Below are 17,751 nucleotides of genomic sequence, written 5' to 3'. Positions count from 1 at the left end.
CCATGACGAACCCGGTGGATGGCATCCGCGAGGTGTGGCGCGCGGCCGCGTCCGGCGAGGCGCCCCGTCGCGGGCTCAGCCTCGGCCGCATCGTCGAGGCGGCCGTCGAGATCGCCGACGCCTACGGGCTCGCCGCGGTGTCCATGGCGCACGTGGCCGAGCAGCTCGGGTTCACGACGATGTCGCTGTACCGCCACGTCGGGAGCAAGGAGGAGCTCGTCCTCCACATGCAGGACGCAGCGATGGGGTGGCCCGACGACGTCCTCGACCCCGGTGCGGCGGACGGGTGGCGCGACGGCCTCGAGCGGTGGGCCCGGGCGGCGACCGCCGGTCTGCGAGCTCACCCGTGGATCATGCAGGCGATCCCCATGTTCGGGCTGCCGGCGACGCCGAACCAGCTGGCCTGGCTGGACCGCGGCCTCGGGACGATGGCCGACCTCCCGCTCCACGAGGGCGAGAAGCTCATGATCATGCTGCTGGTCGACTCCCACGTGCTCGGCGACATGCTGTTCCGCGCAGCCGATTCGCCCTCGACCACCCTGGCCGTCGAGCCGCAGCGCTACGGGGCGTTGCTGGCCGAGCTGCTCGACCCCGAGCGGTACCCGTCCCTCGCCAGGGTCATCGACGCCGGCGTGTTCGACGGTGCCGGCGAGGAGGGGGCGGAGGAGGCGACCGCCGAGGCCGATCCGGACTACGACTTCCGCCTGGCCCGCGTGCTCGACGGCATCGAGCGGTTCGTCGAGGACCGGCTCGCCGGGTCGCGGTGAGCCGCCCGACCGGCGTGGTGCCCGAGCGCCGCGCACGGCGCCTCGCACTGGCGCAGGCGCTGATGGCGGCGCTCGCCGTGGTCCTGCCGGGGGCGATCGCGATCGTCCTCGTGCCGGAGAACCCGACCGAGGGGTACGTCGCCGTGGCCCTCGGCACCGCCGTCGTGGGGTGGCAGGCCCACCGGGCGCGCACCGCTGGCTTCGTCGTCGACGAGGTCGGCGTGCACCGCATGGGCGTGGGCGGCCGCCGCGTCGCGTGGGCTGACCTCGAGGGGCTCGCCTGGCGACGGACGACCATCCCCACGAGCGCGCGCGGCCCGCAGGTCACCTTCCGGCTGGTGGCCCGCACGGCGGACGGGGAGGTCCCGCTCATGCGCACCGCCGCGTCGGCCGCGCAGCGCGCGGCGATCGACACCCGCCTGGCCGAGCTCGGCCTCGAGCCCGGCCCGGATGTGGACTGACCGGCTGCGATAGCATCGCGCGCGACATGCACCTCATGGTCCTCCCCCCTCCGGTCTCCTAGCGGAGCCCGCCCCGACACCCCCGCCGACATCCAGGCACCGGGGCCGCTCCGCGCGCGTCCGCCCGCCGCGAGCACCGGAGATCACCCCGCCATGTCACCCACCCCCGCCATCCGCCCCGTCCTGGCCGTCGTCACCGCCGCCGTCCTGTGGGGCACGTCAGGCGTCGTCGGCCGGTCCCTCAACGAATCCGGCGTGCCGCCGCTGACCGTCGCCGCGCTGCGCGTGGTGATCGCCGCCACCGTGCTGGTGGCGGTCCCCCGCCTGCGCCCCGCGGCCGCCCACCGGCTCCCGCGCCGAAGCCCCGTCGTCATCGGCGTCGGCGTCCTGCTGGCGATCTACCAGGCCACGTTCTTCGCCGCCGTCCCCCTCGTCGGGGTGACGGTCGCCACGATGGTGTCGCTCGGCGCCGCGCCGATCGTCACCGCCGCCGTCGGTCCCCTGGTCGGTGACACCCGGGCGGGCGTCGCGACCTGGACCGCGGTGCTGCTCGGCGCGCTCGGCGTCGGGCTGCTGTCCGGCGGGGGAGGGACCTCGCTCGGGTGGGCCGCCGTCGGCGGTGCCGGTCTCGCGCTGGTCGCCGGGTCGGGCTACGCCGGCGTGACCCTGCTCGGCCGCCACGCCCGCGACGCGGTCCCCGGCGCGCTCGTGACCGCGGCGTTCCCCGTCGCCGCCGTCGTGCTCCTGCCGGCCCTGGTCGGCCTCGCGGGCGCCGAGCTCGACGGGGGCGACGTCGCCGCGATCGCGTACCTGGGCACGGCCCCGACGGCGCTGGCCTACGCGCTGTTCTTCGGCGGGGTGGCCCGCATCCCGGCCGCCACCGCGAGCACGATCACGCTGCTCGAGCCGCTGACCGCCACGGTCCTCGCGGCCGCCATCTTCGGGGAGGCGCTGTCACCGGTCGGTGTGGCCGGCGCGATCCTCGTGGTCCTCGCCGGCGGGCTGGCGGTGCGGGCAGCCCTGCCGCGCCGGACGACCGCGCGCACCCCCGCGGGCGTGCCGGACCGCTGAGACCGACGGCCCGCGAGACGCCCGCGGGGCGATGACGGACTCCACAGGGCGGGGGCCCCGCCCGCGAAGCGCCCGCGGGGCGATGACGGGAGCGACCCGCCTGACCAGACCCCCGCCACGCGCCCGCGGGGCGATGACGGGAGCGACCCGCCTGACCCGACCCCCGTCCCGCGCCCGTGGGGCGATGGCGGGAGCGATCCGCGACGCCGACCGGTCAGGCCCACAGGGTGCCGGACAGCGACTCCGCGATCGCCGCGGTGTCACCCATCGCGTACGCGCCGGTGGAGAGGTACTTCCACCCGCCGTCGGGGGACACCGCGACGACCTTCGACCCCTCCGGCAGCCGGCGCGGGTCGCAGATCCGCAGGGCCACGGCCAGGGAGGCGCCCGTCGAGACGCCGGCGAAGATGCCCTCCTTGGCCGCCAGCGCCCGGGTGGCGGTCAGCGCCTTCAACGAGTCGACCTTGATCCGGCTGTCGAGGACCGCCTGGTCGAGCACCTCGGGGACGTAGCCCTCGTCGAGGTTGCGGAGGCCGTAGACGAGGTCGCCGTACTCCGGCTCGGCGGCGAAGACCTTGATGTCCGGGTCGTGCGCCTTCAACCAGCGACCGACCCCCGTCACCGTCCCACCCGTCCCCAGCCCCGCCACGAACGCCGCGACGTCGGGCAGGTCCGCGAGGATCTCTGGCGCGGTCGTCTCGTAGTGCGCCTGGGGGTTCGCCGGGTTGGCGTACTGGAACGGCATGTACACGTCGGGGTCGGCGGCCGCCAGCTCCCGCGCGACCCGCACCGAGCCGTTCGACCCCTCCTCCGCGGGTGAGTAGACGATCTCGACGCCGTACAGCTCGAGCAGCTGCGTGCGCTCGGCCGAGGTGTTCTCCGGCATCACGCAGGTCAACCGGTAGCCGCGCGGCGCGCACAGCGCGGCGAGGGCGATCCCGGTGTTGCCGCTGGTCGGCTCGAGGATGCGCGATCCACGGCGGATCCGCCCCTCGCGCTCGGCGGCGGCGAGCAGGTACGCGGCCACCCGGTCCTTCGTCGACCCGGTCGGGTTGAGCCCCTCGAGCTTCAGGTAGATCTCGTAGCCCGGTGGGGCGGTGTTCGCCAGCCGGACCAGCGGGGTCCGGCCGACGACGTCAGCGATGTCGCGCGCGAGCACCGTGCAACCCGGTCAACCCCCTGCCCCGCCGCACGCGCAGGCTCCGCCTGCGACCGCGGGGAGGAGCGACAGCTCATCCCCGTCGCGCAGCTCGGTGTCGACGCCGTCGAGGTACCGGACGTCCTCGTCGTTCAGGTACACGTTGATGAACCCGGCGAGGGACCCGTCGTCGGCGGTGATCGCGTCGGTCAGGTCGGCGTGGCGGGTGGAGAGGTCCTCGAGCAGCTCGGCGATGGTGGCGCCGTCGCCCTCGACGGACTGCGCGCCGCCGGTGTGCTTGCGCAGCACGGTGGGGATGCGGACCGTCACGGCCATGTCGGTGTCGTCCTTTCGGGGAGCTGACGAGGTGGCGAGGTTAGACGGGGCCCCGCGCGACGGCGGCGCCCCCAACGGTGAGAACTCGCTCGGTGACCTCCCCCTCGGCGATGTCGAACGCCCGCAGGACCGGATCGGGGTCCTGGAAGCTGACGATCACGGCGACGATGCCGGGCCAGTGCTGGGCCTGGTCGACGTCGGTGGGCGAGGGGAACGCCTCGGAGTGGGTGTGGCAGTGCCAGATGCCCGACCACTCGAGCCCGGCGTCGTCCATCGCCCGCATCGCGTGCAGCTGGCCCTTCGGGTCCATGCGGAACCACGTCATCGACCGGTCCGCGTTGTCGACGACCCAGTGGCCGACGACGCGGCCGTCGGCGTCGGAGGCCAGCAGGCCGCAGGTCTCGTACGGCAGGTCGGAGCGGGCGTGGGCGATGATCTCGTCCACGATCGCGCGGGGGAGATCGACGGCCCCCCGGATCGGCACCTCGGTCATGCCCGGGCAGGCTACCCGCCGCTCAGGCGACGGCGATCCGCCCCGGCCCCTCCTCCACCGCGGTCCCGATCGCCGCGGCGGGCAGGCCGGCGTCGACCAGGGCATCGAGGAGACCGCCCACCCGGTCGGGAGCGACGCCGAGCAGCAGGCCGCCCGAGGTCTGGGCGTCCGCGAGCAGCCAGCGGTCGACCTCGTCGACGTCGTCGGCGAACGTCGTGACGTCGGCCGCCCACGCGGCGTTGCGGCGGGTGCCGCCCGAGACCATCCCGTCGGCGAGCGCCTCGCGGGCACCGGGCAGGGCCGGCACGTCGGCGGCGCGCAGCTCGACGTCCACGCCGCTCGCCGCCGCCATCTTCTTCAGGTGGCCGAGGAGGCCGAAGCCGGTGACGTCGGTGGCGGCCGCCACCCGGGCACCGGCCGCCGCGTGGGCGGCGGTGTCGTTCAGCGTGCACATCGAGTCGATCGCGGCGGCCACCCAGTCGGGCTCGGACCGCTCGAACTTGACCGCGGTGGTGATCGCCCCGGTGCCGAGCGCCTTGGTGAGGACCACGACGTCCCCCTCGGACAGGGCGGCGTTGGTCATGATCCGGTCCGGGTGGACCTCCCCGACGACCGCCTGGCCGTACTTCGGCTCGGGGTCGTCGATCGAGTGCCCGCCGACGGCCAGCCACCCGCCCGCAGCAGCGGCGTCCGCCCCGCCGGCCAGGACCTCGGCCAGCACCTCGGGGCCGAGCACGTCGACGGGCCAGGCCACCAGGTTGAGGGCGAGGAGGGGGCGGCCACCCATCGCGTACACGTCGCTCGCCGCGTTGGTCGCGGCGATGCGGCCCCACGTGCGGGGGTCGTCGACCAGCGGGGTGAAGAAGTCGGTGGTCACGACCAGGGCGCGGTCGGCGTCCAGGCGCCACACCGCGGCGTCGTCGCCGGTGTCGGTGCCGACCAGGAGGTCGGGGTGGCGGGTCGGCGCCAGGCGGCCGAGGACGTCGGCCAGCTCGTCCGGTCCGATCTTGCAGCCACACCCCGCCCCGTGGCTGAACTCGGTGAGCCGCTTGGTGGTGCGCACGTCGTCCATGCCCGCGAACAGTAGTCGCCCTCGGCCCATAGGATGCCCCCGCGTGACCGCCGACTCCTTCTTCGTGCCCGAAGGCGACTCCTCCGCCGGGCGGGCCTACGCCTCGACCGTCCACACCACCGGTCCGTGGGACCCCCGCGCCCAGCACGGCGGACCCCCGACCGCGCTGATCGGCCACGTGCTCGACGCCGACCACCCCCGCGAGGGCTTCCAGACCGTCCGCGTCACCGTCGAGATCCTCCGCCCCGTGCCGGTCGCCCGCCTCCACGTCGCCACCGAGCTCCTCCGCGGCGGTCGGTCCGTCGAGCTGCTCGGGGCGACGATGACCACCGACGACGGGACGCCGGTCGCGACCGCCCGGTCGTGGCGGATCCGCACGACCGACCTGCCCCTCCACGCGGGGGTCGAGGGTGACCCGGTGACCGGCCCGGACGGGATCGAGGCGGCGGACGAGTTCTTCACCGGCATCGGCCACACCGGCTACGCCCAGGCGATGGAGGTCCGCTTCGCCGAGGGCGGCTGGAACGCGTTCGGCCCGGCGGTCGCCTGGATGCGGATGCGCCACCCGCTGGTGCCCGACGCGGCCCCCTCGCCGCTCGAGCGGGTGCTGATCGCCGCGGACTCCGGCAACGGGGTCTCCGCCCGCTTCCGCGGGCTGTTCATCAACCCCGACCTGACCGTGTACCTCACCCGCCTGCCGGAGGGCGAGTGGGTCTGCCTGCAGGCCGCCACGACCCTGACCGACCACGGCATCGGCATGGCGGCATCCGTGCTGCACGACGAGCGCGGCCCGCTCGGTCGCGGCCTGCAGTCCCTGCTGCTCGACCGCGGCGGGATCGGCCAGGGCTGAGGAGGGGAGGGACGACGCATGCTCGCAATCGGCACCCTGCTGGTCGTCCTGCTCGTCTCCCTGCTGGTGACGCGGGTGGCCTCGGTCGCCCTGGTGCTGACCGGCCTGGCACCGGACGTGGCGCGGTTCCAGGCGCGGTCGGCGTTCTCGAGCACCGGCCTGGGGACCGCAGAGGCCGAGCAGATCGTCAGCCACCCGATCCGACGGCGGATCATCTCCACGTTGATGCTCCTCGGCAACGTCGGCCTGGTCACGACCGTGGCGACGCTGTCGGTGTCCTTCGGGTCCGTCGAGCGCGACGCCGAGGCGCTCCAGCGCTTCGGGCTGCTGATCGGCGGCCTTGCGGTCCTGGCGCTGCTGGCGCGCAGCGAGGCGGTGTCGCGGTGGATGATGCGGGTGAGCGAGCGGCTGCTGCGGCGCTACACCGAGCTCGACGTCCGGGACTACCACGGGCTGCTCCACCTGGCGATGGACTACGCGATCGACCGCATCCTGGTGGTCGACGACCACTGGCTGGCGGGGCGGACGCTGGCGTCGTCCCGGCTGACCGAGGAGGGTCTGCTGGTCCTCGGCGTCGAGCGCGCGGACGGCGTGTACCTGGGCGCGCCGACGGGCGCGACGTCGATCCAGCCGGGCGACACCGTCCTGGTGTACGGCACCGCGTCTTGCCTTGCCGAGCTCCGCGATCGCCGGGCGGGTGCGGAGGGGACCGAGGCGCACCTCGACAACGTCGCGGCCAACGAGGCGCGGGTGGCGGCGGAGCAGACGATGGACCGCGCGGGCCGCTGGCGGCGCCGGCGGTCCTGACGTGGCCGGCAGCGGCGACGTCACACCCCCCGGGTAGCGTGCCCGTCCGTGACGACCGTGGCCGAACTCGCCGCCGCCGCCCTCGCCGAGCAGGACGGCGGGATGGCCCTCCCCGCGCTCGTGAAGGCGGTCAAGCGGGCCGGCGGGTCGGGGGTGTCCCGGGCCGCGGTCGAGCGCGCGCTCGCGCGGGACGGCCGCTTCCGCCGCGAGGAGGTGCTCGGCCGTGAGCTGTGGTCCGTCGACCCCGACCACGTCGAGGCCGGCGAGGGGCCCGTCCCCGTGCCGGTCGATCCCCGACGTCCCCTGGACGGCCTGGACCTGCGCGACTGGCAGGTGGACGCGTTCGCGCGGTGGGCGGCGGCGGGCTGCACGGGGGTGGTCGAGGCGGTGACCGGCACCGGCAAGACGCGCTTGGCGATCGCCGCCGTCCGCGCGTGCCTGGCGCAGGGCGGCCGCGCGCTGGTGCTCGTCCCCACGCTGGACCTGCTGGGCCAGTGGCGGCGGCAGCTCGCCGAGCACGTCGACGGCGCCCGCATCGGCCAGCTCGGCGGCGGGCACGCCGACGACCTGGGCGACCACCACGTGGTGATCGCGACGCCGCACTCGGCCGCCGCGGTCCCCATCGACCTGCCGGAAGGCGCGGTCGGGCTGCTCGTCGCCGACGAGGCACACCGCTACGGCGCGCCGACGTGGGGCGAGGCGCTGAAACCGGACTTCGCCATGCGCCTGGCGCTGACCGCGACCTACGAGCGCAACGACGACGGGCTGATCGAGGTCCTCGGCCCGTACTTCGGCGGCGTCGTCAGCGAGTACGGCTTCGCCGAGGCCGCCGCCGACGGCGTGATCGCGCCGTTCGACATCACCTTCGTGGGCGTCGACCTGACGCCGGCCGAGCGGCGTGACTACGACGCCGCCGACGCACGGGTGCGCGAGCACCGCCGCGAGCTCGTGTCCCACGGCCTGCCGAAGGCCCCCCTGGAGCTGATCGCCGCGGCGGCCGCCCTGTCGGCGGAGGCGGAGGGGCGTCCCAACACCCGCGTCCGGCGTGAGGTCGTCGCCGCGCGGGCGTTCCTGTCGGCGCTCCGCGGTCGCCGTGACGTGGCGGCGCAGGCCGGGGCGAAGCTCGACGTCGTGCGGGGCATGGCCGCGCAGCTGGCGCAGGACGGGACCCGCACGTTGGTGTTCACCGACACCGTCGACCAGGCCGAGCGGGCCGCGGCGGCACTGCGCGGCGGGGGCGTGGCCGCCGAGGAGATCCACGGCGACCTGCCCGGCGACACGCGGCGCATCCGGCTGGCGGAGTTCCGCAACGGGAACCTGCAGGCCGTCGTGGCCCCGCGCGTGCTCGACGAGGGGGTCGACGTCCCCGACGCCGAGCTGGCGGTCGTCCTCGCGGCGTTCCGCACACGACGTCAGATGATCCAACGCCTCGGCCGGGTGCTGCGGCTCAAGCCCGACGGCCGTGCCGCGGGGCTGGTCGTCGCCTACGCGATCGGGACGCGCGAGGACCCCGACCAGGGAGCCCAGGAGGACTTCCTGGCCGAGGTCATGGGGGTGGCCCGGTCGATCCGGACGGTCTCGGCTCGGGAGGGCACGTCCGGATCGCTGGCCGGGCCACGGCCCCGCTCGCGCGCGACGACGGCGGGTCAGACCATCGGGTAGGCGATGGTCACGTCGTCGACGTCCCAGGTGAGGCGGTCTGAGCGGACGGCGATGACCCCGTCCACCGCCTCGATCCGCTCGAGCAGGCCGCCGAGGCTGCTGCGACGCTCCACCGAGCCGGTCAGCACGACGATGCCGTCGGCCACCTCGGTGGTGACGTGGGGTTCGGAGAGGTCGGCGACGACCGCCCGGACGCCCTGCTCGATCGCCTCGTCCTCGCGGATGAGCGCCTTCATCACGTCGCTGCGGGTGAGCATGCCGGCGACCTCCGCGCCGCGCATCACGACCAGCCGCCCGACGCCGTGGCGGGCCATCTCGCCGGCGGCCTCGCGCAGGCTCGACTCGACCATGGTGGTCCGGGCCGGCCGTGTGCAGGCTTGGCCGACGGTCTCGGCGTCGCGGTGCCTCCACGAGCGCTCGACCTGGCCGCCGAGCCCGTAGCGGACCGGGGCGACCTTGTCGAGCAGGTCCTTCTCGCTCAGCACGCCGACCAGCCGACCGCGGTCGTTGACGACCGGCACGCCGCCGATGCGCCGGGTGAGCAGCAGGTCGGCCGCGGTGCGCAGGGACGCGTCCTCGCGCAGCGTGATCGGCTCGGGCGTCATCACGTCGCCGACGTCGAGGCCCGTGCGGGCCGGCACCGGCTCCACCGTGGTGCCGTGCCCCTCCAGCTGGTTGGCGACCCCCACCGCGAGCTCCTCGATCGTCGCCTCGGCGATGCTCGAGAGCGCGATCGCGTCGACCGCCAGACCGACGAGGGAGGCCGGTGGCTGGTAGTGCCCTAGCACCGCCACGGTGACGGTGACCCGATCGGCGTCCTCGAGCTCGACCCAGCCCTCGAAGGTCGGGAACAGCGGACCCGCAGGGCCGCGCGAGCGCCACCGCAGGGGGATCTGGACCCAGTGGCGCTGGTCGAGGACCTCCCCGACCCTCGCCTCCACCGTCCGGGCCATCCGACCCGACCGCAGGACCAGCTCGAAGGCGCCATCACCCCCCGGCTCGGCGAGCGGCCCACCGGCTGCGCGCTGCAGCAGCGGGCGGATCTCGGTGATCAGGCGCCGCCGGATGGCCTCCGGGTCGCCGTGGACGGTCCGTCGCGTGCACACCCAGCGCTCCATGGCTACCTCCTGGTCCGTGCCGGTGGAGGGGTGGTCCCTCACCGCACAGGGTGCACGCGGTCCGGTGGCACGGGCAGTGCCCGAGGTCCCACCGCCCGTGGGACCTTCGGCCCGGGACAGGCGCAGGCCGAGCCGAGCTACCGCGCGGGCAGTCGAGTTGTCCCCAGAGAGCGAGGAACTCGTCATGCGGGAGGACGGAGCTGCCCTACGGTCCACGGCATGAAGTCCTGCACGGAATGCGGACGGACGTTCCAACCCTCCAGCCGGCACTTGCGGTGCTCATCGTGCCGATCTCGCGACGACTGCGAGTGCGGTCGCCCGAAACAACGCAGCTCCGCGCAGTGCACGGAGTGCCGCGACGTCGGGGGCCGTCAGAACGGGAACTGGAAGGGCGGTGTGACCTATCACAAGAAGGGCTACGTGATGCGTCGTGCAGTCGGCCATCCCCGAGCCCGGGACACATCGCCGTACGTCTTCGAGCACATCCTGGTCATGGAGGCGCACCTCGGTCGCCATCTCGGGCCAGGTGAAGCCGTCCACCACCGGAACGGGGTGCGAGATGACAACAGGCTCGAGAACCTCGAGCTGTGGACGCGGCCGCACCCGGCCGGCATCCGTGCGGAGGACGCGGTTCGATGGGCGAAGGACATCCTTCGCCGCTACGGATCTCTTCCCACCGGGTCCACCGACACCTCCAACAGCCCTCAGATGACCTCTGACACCTGAGAGCTCTTGGAGGCGGGGGGAGTCGAACCCCCGTCCGAATGTCTCGTCCCCGAGAGCGCTACGAGCGTAGGACCGAGTGGGTTGTCGAGCTGGGGTGTCCTCGGTCCAGACACCTCCCCAGCCGTATCCCGCGATTCGATGTCCCACCCAGCCCACGGGAGCGGCTGGGCGGTGGAGCCTGGTTGCGATGCCCGGTCCCTCACCTCAGGCGGTGGTTCAGGCGGACAGGTGCTTAGTTCTTAAGCAGCCAGTGCGAAGTTGTCTTCGGCACCTAAGTGGTTGCAGAGCGGATTAACGAGGCAGCCCTACATCCTCGGCTCGCTCTCCCGCGGTCGACCGACACCCGTCGAAACCAGTCGCCCCCGTGAAGAGGGAAGATCCCTATGGAGTTGTCGCGCCTCTCGGCGCACCCACCCGGGTGCGGTGGGAGCCACTCAGGGTAGCGGCGCCGCGGCCGTCCTGCAGCGTCAGGCGGGCCGTGCGACGTAGAGGAGGTCCATCGGGTCGCCCTTCAGCTCGAAGGTCTCGACCTCGCCGAACCCGGCGTCGGCCAGCGCGGCAAGGACTCCCTCGCGGCCCCACATGGTCCCCAGCCCCTCCCCCTGCTGGGCGAGGGAGACGGTCATGCAGTGGCCGAGCGACACGCCGTACATCATGGGCGCCCACGGGAGCTCCGCGCGCTCGGCGAGGGTCGGCGGGGCGCCGCTGTCGATCATGACCAGCCGGCCGTCGTCGGCGATCACCCGCCGGGCCGCGGCGAGGGCCTCGTGGGGGTGGGCGAGGTCGTGGACCACGTCGAGGGCCGCGACCACGTCCCACGGCCCCGCGGGCGGGTCGACGGCGTCGCCGCGGACGAACGTCGTGTTGGCCAGGCCGGCGGCTGCTGCGGCGTCCACGGCTGCCGCCACCGCGGTCTCGCTGATGTCGAGGCCGACGACTTGGCTGGCCGGGAAGGCCCGGCCGATCAGCATGGCCGCGTGCCCGCGACCGCACCCGATCTCGAGGACCCGGGCACCCTCCGACAGGCGGTCGGTGAGACCGGGGACCTGGGCGAGGTAGCTGTCGACGAGCAGCGCGTCGTAGCGGTCCCCGGACAGCTGGTGCATCAGCTTGTCGGTGTCGATCAGCTGCTCGTCGTAGCCGATGCCGCCGCCCTCGGTGAACACCCGCTCGAGCAGGTCGAGGGACCGGGTCGTGGCCGTGGCGATGGTCACCATGCCCGAGAGGTTGTAGGGGGTCGGGAGGGACAGCGCCGCGGCGTGGTCGGCCGGCAGCTCGACGGTCCCCGCCTGCTCGTCGGCGACGAGGACCCCCGCGGTCACCAGCAGCTCGGCCCACTCACGGCAGTACCGCGGCTGCGTGCCGGTCGCGTCGGCGAGGTCCTCGACGGTCCGCGGCGTCGCGGTCAGCGCCTCGAGCAGGCCGAGGCGGGCGCCGAGCTCGAGAGCGGTGACGGTCATCGCGCTCGAGAGGTGGCCGACCAGCTGCCGGGCGAACTGCCCGGCGGCGCGGCGGTCGATGTCCGGCGGCACGGCGCTCACCGGGCCTTGAGCGCGCGCTCGATCTCGCGCTTGGCGGTCTTCTCCGCCTTGTCGTGGCGCTTGTCGACCGTCGTCTTGCCGACGCCCTCGCCGATCAGCACCTTCGCCTTGCCGTCCTTCCAGTACAGCTTCATCGGGACGAGGGTCCGCCCCTGCTCCTGGGTGAAGGCCGCCATGTCGCGGATCTCGTGGCTGTGGGCGAGGAGCTTGCGACGGCGCTGCGGCTCGTGGTTGTTGCGGTTGCCGAACTCGTACTCGGGGATGTCGGCCATGTACAGCCACAGCTCGCCGTCCCGCACGGTGGCGAACGCCTGGGCGATGGAGGCCTTCCCGGCCCGCAGGCTCTTCACCTCCGTCCCCTGCAGCACGATGCCGCACTCGTAGGTGGTGTCGATCGAGTAGTCGAACCGGGCACGCCGGTTGACCGCGATCGTGTTCGCGTCCGCCTTCACCTTCTTGGCCATGCCGCCAACGTAGCGGCGTGGCAGGCGGTCAGGACCCCCCGGCGGCGGGCTCGTCGGTGGCGGTCCCGGCGGCGATCAGGTCGGCCAGGACGTCCTCGGCGGAGGCGAGCATCGCCGCGGCGTCCCCGGATGCGGTGACGTCGGGCTCGACGCCGACGTCCTGGATCGAATCGCCGGAGGGGGTGAAGTACTCCGCGGTGGTGAACTTCACCCCGGCGCCCTCGGACAGGTCCTGGATGGTCTGGACGGTGCCCTTCCCGAACGTGGTCTGGCCCACGACCTCCGCGCGGTCGAGGTCCTGGAGCGCGCCGGCGACGATCTCGCTCGCCGAGGCGGAGTTGCCGTCGACCAGGACGACCAGCGGCAGGTCCGGGGCGACGGTGGTGCCGCTGACCCGGTGCTCGGTCGTGCCGAGGTTGCTCTCGACGGTGACGACCGTGCCCTCCTCGACGAACAGGCTGACCACGTCGACCGCCTCGTCGAGCAGACCACCCGGGTTGCCCCGCAGGTCGAGGACCACGCCGGGCACGCCCTGGTCGGCGAACGTCCGCAGCTCGTCGGTCAGCTGCTCGGCCGCGTGCCGGGTGAACTGGGCCAGCCCGACGTAGCCGTAGCCGGAGTCGAGGATCCGCCCGGCGACCGTCGGCAGGTCGATCTCGCGCAGGGTCAGCGTGAGCTCGCGGGGCCCGGCGTCGCCGGAGTCGAGGCCGATCGTGCGCGTCTGCCCCTCCTCCCCCGCGATGAGCTCGACGACGTCACCGGAGGTGGTCTCCTCGGTCGTCGTGTCGGTGCCGTCGACGGAGGTGATCCGCTCGCCGGCCATCACCCCGGCCTCCTCGGCAGGCGATCCGGGGATCACGCCGGTGATGTAGACCCCGTCGGTCTGCTCCTCGATGGTGACGCCGACGCCGACGAACTCGCCGTCGAGGTCGGCGTTCAGCTGCTCGTAGCGCTCCGGGTCGTAGTAGACGGCGTAGGGGTCGTCGAGGGTGCCGAGCAGGCCGTCGATGGCGCCGGACACGAGCGCGTCGGGATCGGGGTGGTCGACCGCGTCCTCGGTGATGGCCTCGTACAGCAGCTCGACGTTGGTGAACTCGTCCGGCAGGTCGGGTTCTGCTGCCTGGGCGCCGACCCGGAAGCCCATGATCCCGGTCCCCCCGATGAGGAGCATCACGATCCCGGCCGCGAGCGCCGAGGTGAACTCCCCGGAGCGGAGAGGGGAGGGGCGTGCGGCGGCGGCGCTCGGCGGCGGGGTGGTCGGCTCGTCCATCGTCTCGCCCACAAGCCTGCCAGCGCGCGACGCGCACGCCGGGGACCTTCCGATGTCTTTACCGCTAGATGTAGCCGCGCGGGTTCGTGGGCGACCCGTTGACCCGGACCTCCCAGTGCAGGTGGGGGCCGGTGGAGTAGCCGGTGGAGCCGACGTAGCCGATGACCTGGCCCGCCGAGACGCTCTGGCCCACGCTGGCTGCGAGGCTCGACTGGTGGCCGTAGAGGGTCGCGATGCCCCCGCCGTGGTCGATGATGATGCAGTTGCCGTAGCCACCCCGCCAGCCGGCGAAGATCACGGTGCCGGCGCCGGCGGCCCCGATGGGCGTGCCGGAACCGGCGGCGATGTCCATGCCGGCGTGCAGGCGGCGGGCACCGGAGATCGGGTGGACCCGGTAGCCGAACTCCGAGGAGATCCGCCCGCCGACCGGCATGATGAACCGCCCGCCGGTGGCGACGCCCGCTGACCCGCCCGGGCTCGAGGAGGTCGATCCGCCGCCGGCGGAGCCGGCCTGGGCGAGCGCCTCCTGCTGGGCGGCGGCCTCCGCCGCGGCGGCTGCGGCGGCGGCGAGCTCCTGCTCGATGCGGGCGGACTCGGCCTCGAGGTCGGCGACGAGGGCGTCCGCGGCGTCCCGGTCCGCCTCGATCCCCGCCAGGACGGTGCGCTTCTCCTCCGCCTGGGCCTCGACCTGGGCGACCACGGCGGCCTGGGCGTCGACGAGCTCGGCGACCCGGTCGCGCTCGGCCTGCGCGGCCTCGCGGTCGGCGTCCTGCTGGCCGCGGAGCCGCTCGAGCTCGGCCTCGTCCGCCTCGATGCGGCGGCGGAGGACGTCGATCTCCTCGTAACCCGCCCGGTCGCGGGACACGATCGCCTGCAGGTAGGTGCTCGCCTGCGCGAACTCCGCCGCGTTCCGGGCGTTGAAGACCGGCAGGGTCTGGTCCGCCCGGGCGGAGATGTAGGACTGGCGGACCCGGGACTCGTAGGTCTGCTCCTGGCGGTCCAGCTGGTCGCGGGTGTCGGCGAGCCGCTGCTCCGTGGCCTCGAGCTCGGCGGTCGTCGCGGCGAGGATCCGCTCCCGGTCGTCGAGCTCCCCCTGGGCGGTGGCGAGCTCGGCGCTCAACGCGTCGAGCTCGGCCTGCAGCGCCTGCTGCTCGGCGAGGATCGCGTCGAGCTGGTCGAGCTGGGCCTGCCGCTCGCCGTCGAGGCGCTCCCGTTCGGCCTCGGCCTCGTCGATCTGGGACTCGACCTCGTCGAGGTCGGACTGCGATTGGGCGTCCGCGGGCAGGGGGAGGGACGCGGGCAGCAGCACAGCCGCCAGCGCGAACGCGGTCAGGAGTCGCTGCCATGCGGGCATGGGCGTGCGACGTCGGGGGGGAAGCACCGTCATCACGGTCGCGCAACGGTAACAACTCCTGCGCCCGGAAGTGGTGAACCTCCGTACACCTCGATCGGAGGTCGAGGGTTCTAGACCGCCAGCCCCGGGAGGGGCGTCAGACGGCCAGGAAGCGGCGGAGGGCAAGCACGCTGACGACGGCGCCGACGAGGATCGAGCCGATCAGGAGGAGCGGGAAGATCGCGACGACGTCGGCGGTGCCGATGAACGGCAAGAAGCCGATCGCCTCGCGGAGGTCCCCGACGTAGAAGCGCATGCCGGCCAGCAGCAGGAGGAACGCGGCGACCGCGCCCACGCTGGCGGTGGCGACGCCCTCCATCACGAACGGCAGCCGGATGTACCAGTTCGTGGCGCCGACGAGCTTCATGATCGCGGTCTGCTCACGCCGGGCGAACGCCGTCAGTCGGATCGTGGTGGCGACCAGCGAGATGGCGGCCAGGGCGATCAGCACCGCGACGTACAGCACGAACTCGCGGATCTTGCCCATGATCGTGAAGAAGTCGTCGAGGATCTCGCGCTGGTCGCGGATCTCGTCGATGCCCGGCCGTCCGCTGAACAGCGAGGAGATGACGCCGAACTCCTCGGGGTCGGTCAGCTGGACGCGGAACGACGCCGGCAGCACGTCGGGCGAGAGGTCCTGGAGGATCAGGGGGTCGTCGGCGAACAGCTCCTGGGCGTTCGCGAACGCCTCCTCCTTCGACTCGTAGACCACGTCGGCGACCACCGGCTGGGCCCGCAGGTCGGCCTCGAGCGCCTGCTGCTGGTCCGGGGTGATCGCGTCGGCCAGGAAGATGGAGACCTCGACGTCCTCGTAGAGGACGTCCTGGGCCTTCGCGACCTGCCGCTGGACCAGCAGGCTGGCGCCCACCATGGTCACCGTCACCGTGACGGTCAGGATCGTCGCGATGGTCATGAGCAGGTTGCGGCGCAGGCCGATCCCGACCTCGCCGAACAGGTAGCGCCAGCGTGCAGGCATCGGCGCTACCCCGCGTACCCGTAGGTGCCGCGCACCTGGTCGCGGACCATGTGGCCGTTCTGCAGCTCGACGACGCGCTTGCGCATCGAGTCGACGATGTGGCTGTCGTGGGTCGCCATCAGGATCGTCGTCCCCGCCCGGTTGATCTGGTCGATCAGCTTCATGATCCCGACCGAGGTCTCGGGGTCGAGGTTCCCCGTGGGCTCGTCGCACAGCATGATCCGCGGCCGGTTGACGATGGCGCGGGCGATGGAGACGCGCTGCTGCTCACCGCCGGACAGCTCGTTCGGCATCGCGTCGTGCTTGTGGCTGAGGCCGACGACCTCGAGCGCGTCCGGCACGTCGACGCGGATCTGGGCCGGCGTGTGCCCGATGACCTCCTGGGCGAAGGCGACGTTCTCGTAGACCGTCTTCGACTCGAGCAGCTTGAAGTCCTGGAAGACGCACCCGAGCTCGCGGCGGAACGCCGGCACCCGCCAGGGCCGCATCCCGTTGAGCTTCTTGCCGGCCACGACGATCTCGCCGTCGTCGGGCTCGACGTCCTTCAGCAGCAGCTTGATGAACGTGCTCTTCCCCGACCCGGAGGCGCCGACGAGGAACACGAACTCGCCCTTGCCGATCTCGACGGAGACGTCCTCGAGGGCGTGGATGGTCTTCTTGTACGTCTTGGAGACGTGCGCGAATCGGATCATGGGGTGTGGGGCCCGGTCGGGGGAAGGGCGCGTGAGGAGGGGTGCGTGCCGGAGGGCCTCGGAGGCCGAAGGTAACACCGGGACCGCGCGCCGGCCGTCAGGCCAGCCCTGCCCGATCGTCCCCGCTCCTCCTCACCCGGCATAGGCTGCGGGCATGGCCGAGATCATCGTGCGGGGTCGGGCCGAGGCCCGGCTGGACCCGACCGAGGCGTCGCTGACCATCACGGTCCAGGCGCGGGCGGCGGGCAGCCAGTCGGAGGCGGTCGCGCTGTGCGCCCGCCGGGCGGCCGAGGTGGACGAGGCGGTGGACGCCCGTCGCGGTGGGGTCGTCCGCCGGGCGCTGACGTCCTCGGTGCGGACCGGGCCGGAGTGGGACCACACCCCCCGGCAGGGCCGCCAGCTGCGCGGGTACGTGGCCACGCGCACCACCGACCTGGCCTGCGCGCCGGACGGTGAGGCGCTGACCGCGCTCGCCGGCGACCTCGCCGCGATGGTCGACGTGCAGGTCGCCGGGCCGCGGTGGTCCGTCGCCGCCGATGCGGAGGGGTGGGACCGGATCCGCGCCGCAGCCGCGGTCGACGCGCGACGGCGTGCCGGCGCCTACGCCGAGGGGTTGGGGCTCGCGGTCGGACGGGTGGTGTGGCTGTCCGAGCCCGGTCTCCGCGGCGACGACGGACCCCAGCGGCGCGGGGCGACGTTCCAGGCCGAGGCCATGATGAGCCGGTCCGCCATGGCCGACGGCGGCGACGAGGAGCCCCTCGTGGTGCGGATCGTGCCCGAACCCGTGGCCGTGGTCGTCGAGCTGGAGGCCGCCTTCGACCTGGGCTGATCACCCGCCCGGGTCCCTGTCCACGCCTGGGTGGTGTGTCAGGCCGTCCGGATGTGCAGTTCGGCCGTTCCCGTGGCTCAACTGC

19 protein-coding genes and 1 other RNA gene are annotated in these 17,751 nt (G+C 73.5%); 8 read left to right on the top strand and 12 right to left on the bottom strand.

The genetic code is table 11. The features are described from left to right. Positions 1-2: 2 nt before the first annotated feature. From ACEQ2X_RS01525 to ACEQ2X_RS01515, 3 genes are all read left to right on the top strand, one after another. Positions 3-767 carry a TetR/AcrR family transcriptional regulator gene (locus ACEQ2X_RS01525; RefSeq protein WP_370323967.1) on the top strand — a complete coding sequence of 255 codons (765 nt, stop codon included), beginning with the start codon at positions 3-5 and terminating at the stop codon, positions 765-767. Then, a complete protein-coding gene (locus tag ACEQ2X_RS01520; protein ID WP_370323966.1) occupies positions 764-1,228 on the top strand; it encodes a hypothetical protein in 465 nt (154 codons plus the stop codon). The genes ACEQ2X_RS01525 and ACEQ2X_RS01520 overlap by 4 nt, the downstream gene beginning before the upstream one ends. 153 nt (positions 1,229-1,381) lie before the next feature. Continuing rightward, the gene (locus ACEQ2X_RS01515) at positions 1,382-2,299 is read left to right on the top strand and encodes a DMT family transporter (protein ID WP_370323965.1); all 918 of its coding nucleotides are present in this window, start codon (positions 1,382-1,384) and stop codon (positions 2,297-2,299) included. 214 nt (positions 2,300-2,513) lie between these two features. Here ACEQ2X_RS01515 and ACEQ2X_RS01510 read toward each other — a convergent pair whose 3' ends face one another. From ACEQ2X_RS01510 to selD, 4 genes are read right to left on the bottom strand one after another with little or no spacing between them, the layout of a single operon-like run. After that, positions 2,514-3,458 (bottom strand): PLP-dependent cysteine synthase family protein, encoded by a 945-nt coding sequence (locus ACEQ2X_RS01510; RefSeq protein WP_370323964.1) that lies wholly within the window; start codon positions 3,456-3,458, stop codon positions 2,514-2,516. Between the two features lie 12 nt (positions 3,459-3,470). After that, entirely contained in the window at positions 3,471-3,773 is a 303-nt protein-coding gene (locus ACEQ2X_RS01505; RefSeq protein ID WP_370323963.1) for a ubiquitin-like small modifier protein 1, read from the bottom strand. Between the two features lie 40 nt (positions 3,774-3,813). Further along, positions 3,814-4,266 carry a Mov34/MPN/PAD-1 family protein gene (locus ACEQ2X_RS01500; RefSeq protein ID WP_370323962.1) on the bottom strand — a complete coding sequence of 151 codons (453 nt, stop codon included), beginning with the start codon at positions 4,264-4,266 and terminating at the stop codon, positions 3,814-3,816. A 22-nt stretch (positions 4,267-4,288) separates the two neighbouring features. Next, positions 4,289-5,338: a selenide, water dikinase SelD gene (gene selD / locus ACEQ2X_RS01495; RefSeq protein ID WP_370323961.1), complete on the bottom strand. Its 1,050-nt coding sequence runs from the start codon at positions 5,336-5,338 to the stop codon at positions 4,289-4,291. A 43-nt stretch (positions 5,339-5,381) separates the two neighbouring features. Here selD and ACEQ2X_RS01490 point away from each other — a divergent pair, with 43 nt between their 5' ends. From ACEQ2X_RS01490 to ACEQ2X_RS01480, 3 genes are read left to right on the top strand one after another with little or no spacing between them, the layout of a single operon-like run. After that, positions 5,382-6,188, top strand: a complete 807-nt coding sequence (locus ACEQ2X_RS01490; protein ID WP_370323960.1) for a thioesterase family protein — start codon at positions 5,382-5,384, stop codon at positions 6,186-6,188. Between the two features lie 18 nt (positions 6,189-6,206). Then, a complete protein-coding gene (locus ACEQ2X_RS01485; RefSeq protein ID WP_370323959.1) occupies positions 6,207-6,995 on the top strand; it encodes a TrkA C-terminal domain-containing protein in 789 nt (262 codons plus the stop codon). 48 nt (positions 6,996-7,043) lie between these two features. After that, positions 7,044-8,657, top strand: coding sequence for a DEAD/DEAH box helicase (locus tag ACEQ2X_RS01480; RefSeq protein WP_370323958.1), 1,614 nt, complete (start codon positions 7,044-7,046; stop codon positions 8,655-8,657). Here the strand turns inward: ACEQ2X_RS01480 and ACEQ2X_RS01475 are convergent. Beyond that, positions 8,642-9,775: an HPP family protein gene (locus ACEQ2X_RS01475; RefSeq protein ID WP_370323957.1), complete on the bottom strand. Its 1,134-nt coding sequence runs from the start codon at positions 9,773-9,775 to the stop codon at positions 8,642-8,644. The genes ACEQ2X_RS01480 and ACEQ2X_RS01475 overlap by 16 nt on opposite strands. Before the next feature lie 219 nt (positions 9,776-9,994). Here ACEQ2X_RS01475 and ACEQ2X_RS01470 point away from each other — a divergent pair, with 219 nt between their 5' ends. Then, on the top strand, positions 9,995-10,501 hold the full coding sequence (locus ACEQ2X_RS01470) for an HNH endonuclease signature motif containing protein (RefSeq protein ID WP_370323956.1): 507 nt from the start codon (positions 9,995-9,997) through the stop codon (positions 10,499-10,501). Between the two features lie 6 nt (positions 10,502-10,507). On the opposite strand, the gene ssrA is transcribed toward ACEQ2X_RS01470, so the two are convergent. From ssrA to ftsE, 7 genes are all read right to left on the bottom strand, one after another. Beyond that, positions 10,508-10,865, bottom strand: a transfer-messenger RNA (tmRNA) gene (gene ssrA / locus ACEQ2X_RS01465). A gap of 103 nt (positions 10,866-10,968) precedes the next feature. After that, positions 10,969-12,042, bottom strand: coding sequence for a class I SAM-dependent methyltransferase (locus ACEQ2X_RS01460; protein WP_370323955.1), 1,074 nt, complete (start codon positions 12,040-12,042; stop codon positions 10,969-10,971). Further along, positions 12,039-12,506 carry an SsrA-binding protein SmpB gene (gene smpB / locus ACEQ2X_RS01455; protein WP_370323954.1) on the bottom strand — a complete coding sequence of 156 codons (468 nt, stop codon included), beginning with the start codon at positions 12,504-12,506 and terminating at the stop codon, positions 12,039-12,041. The genes ACEQ2X_RS01460 and smpB overlap by 4 nt, the downstream gene beginning before the upstream one ends. A 28-nt stretch (positions 12,507-12,534) precedes the next feature. Next, on the bottom strand, positions 12,535-13,776 hold the full coding sequence (locus tag ACEQ2X_RS01450) for a S41 family peptidase (RefSeq protein WP_370323953.1): 1,242 nt from the start codon (positions 13,774-13,776) through the stop codon (positions 12,535-12,537). 64 nt (positions 13,777-13,840) lie between these two features. Beyond that, positions 13,841-15,130, bottom strand: coding sequence for a murein hydrolase activator EnvC (locus tag ACEQ2X_RS01445; protein WP_370323952.1), 1,290 nt, complete (start codon positions 15,128-15,130; stop codon positions 13,841-13,843). Positions 15,131-15,266: 136 nt separating this feature from the next. Next, a complete protein-coding gene (ftsX, locus tag ACEQ2X_RS01440) occupies positions 15,267-16,145 on the bottom strand; it encodes a permease-like cell division protein FtsX (protein WP_370323951.1) in 879 nt (292 codons plus the stop codon). Between the two features lie 5 nt (positions 16,146-16,150). After that, positions 16,151-16,837, bottom strand: a complete 687-nt coding sequence (ftsE, locus tag ACEQ2X_RS01435) for a cell division ATP-binding protein FtsE (protein WP_370323950.1) — start codon at positions 16,835-16,837, stop codon at positions 16,151-16,153. 154 nt (positions 16,838-16,991) lie between these two features. Here ftsE and ACEQ2X_RS01430 point away from each other — a divergent pair, with 154 nt between their 5' ends. Continuing rightward, positions 16,992-17,666: an SIMPL domain-containing protein gene (locus ACEQ2X_RS01430; protein ID WP_370323949.1), complete on the top strand. Its 675-nt coding sequence runs from the start codon at positions 16,992-16,994 to the stop codon at positions 17,664-17,666. Positions 17,667-17,751: the final 85 nt, after the last annotated feature.

The sequence above is a fragment of the Euzebya sp. genome, assembly GCF_964222135.1.
Classification (GTDB): Bacteria; Actinomycetota; Nitriliruptoria; order Euzebyales; family Euzebyaceae; genus Euzebya.
Note: the sequence above shows the minus strand (reverse complement) of the source record. Positions and strands in the feature narration are given on the sequence as shown.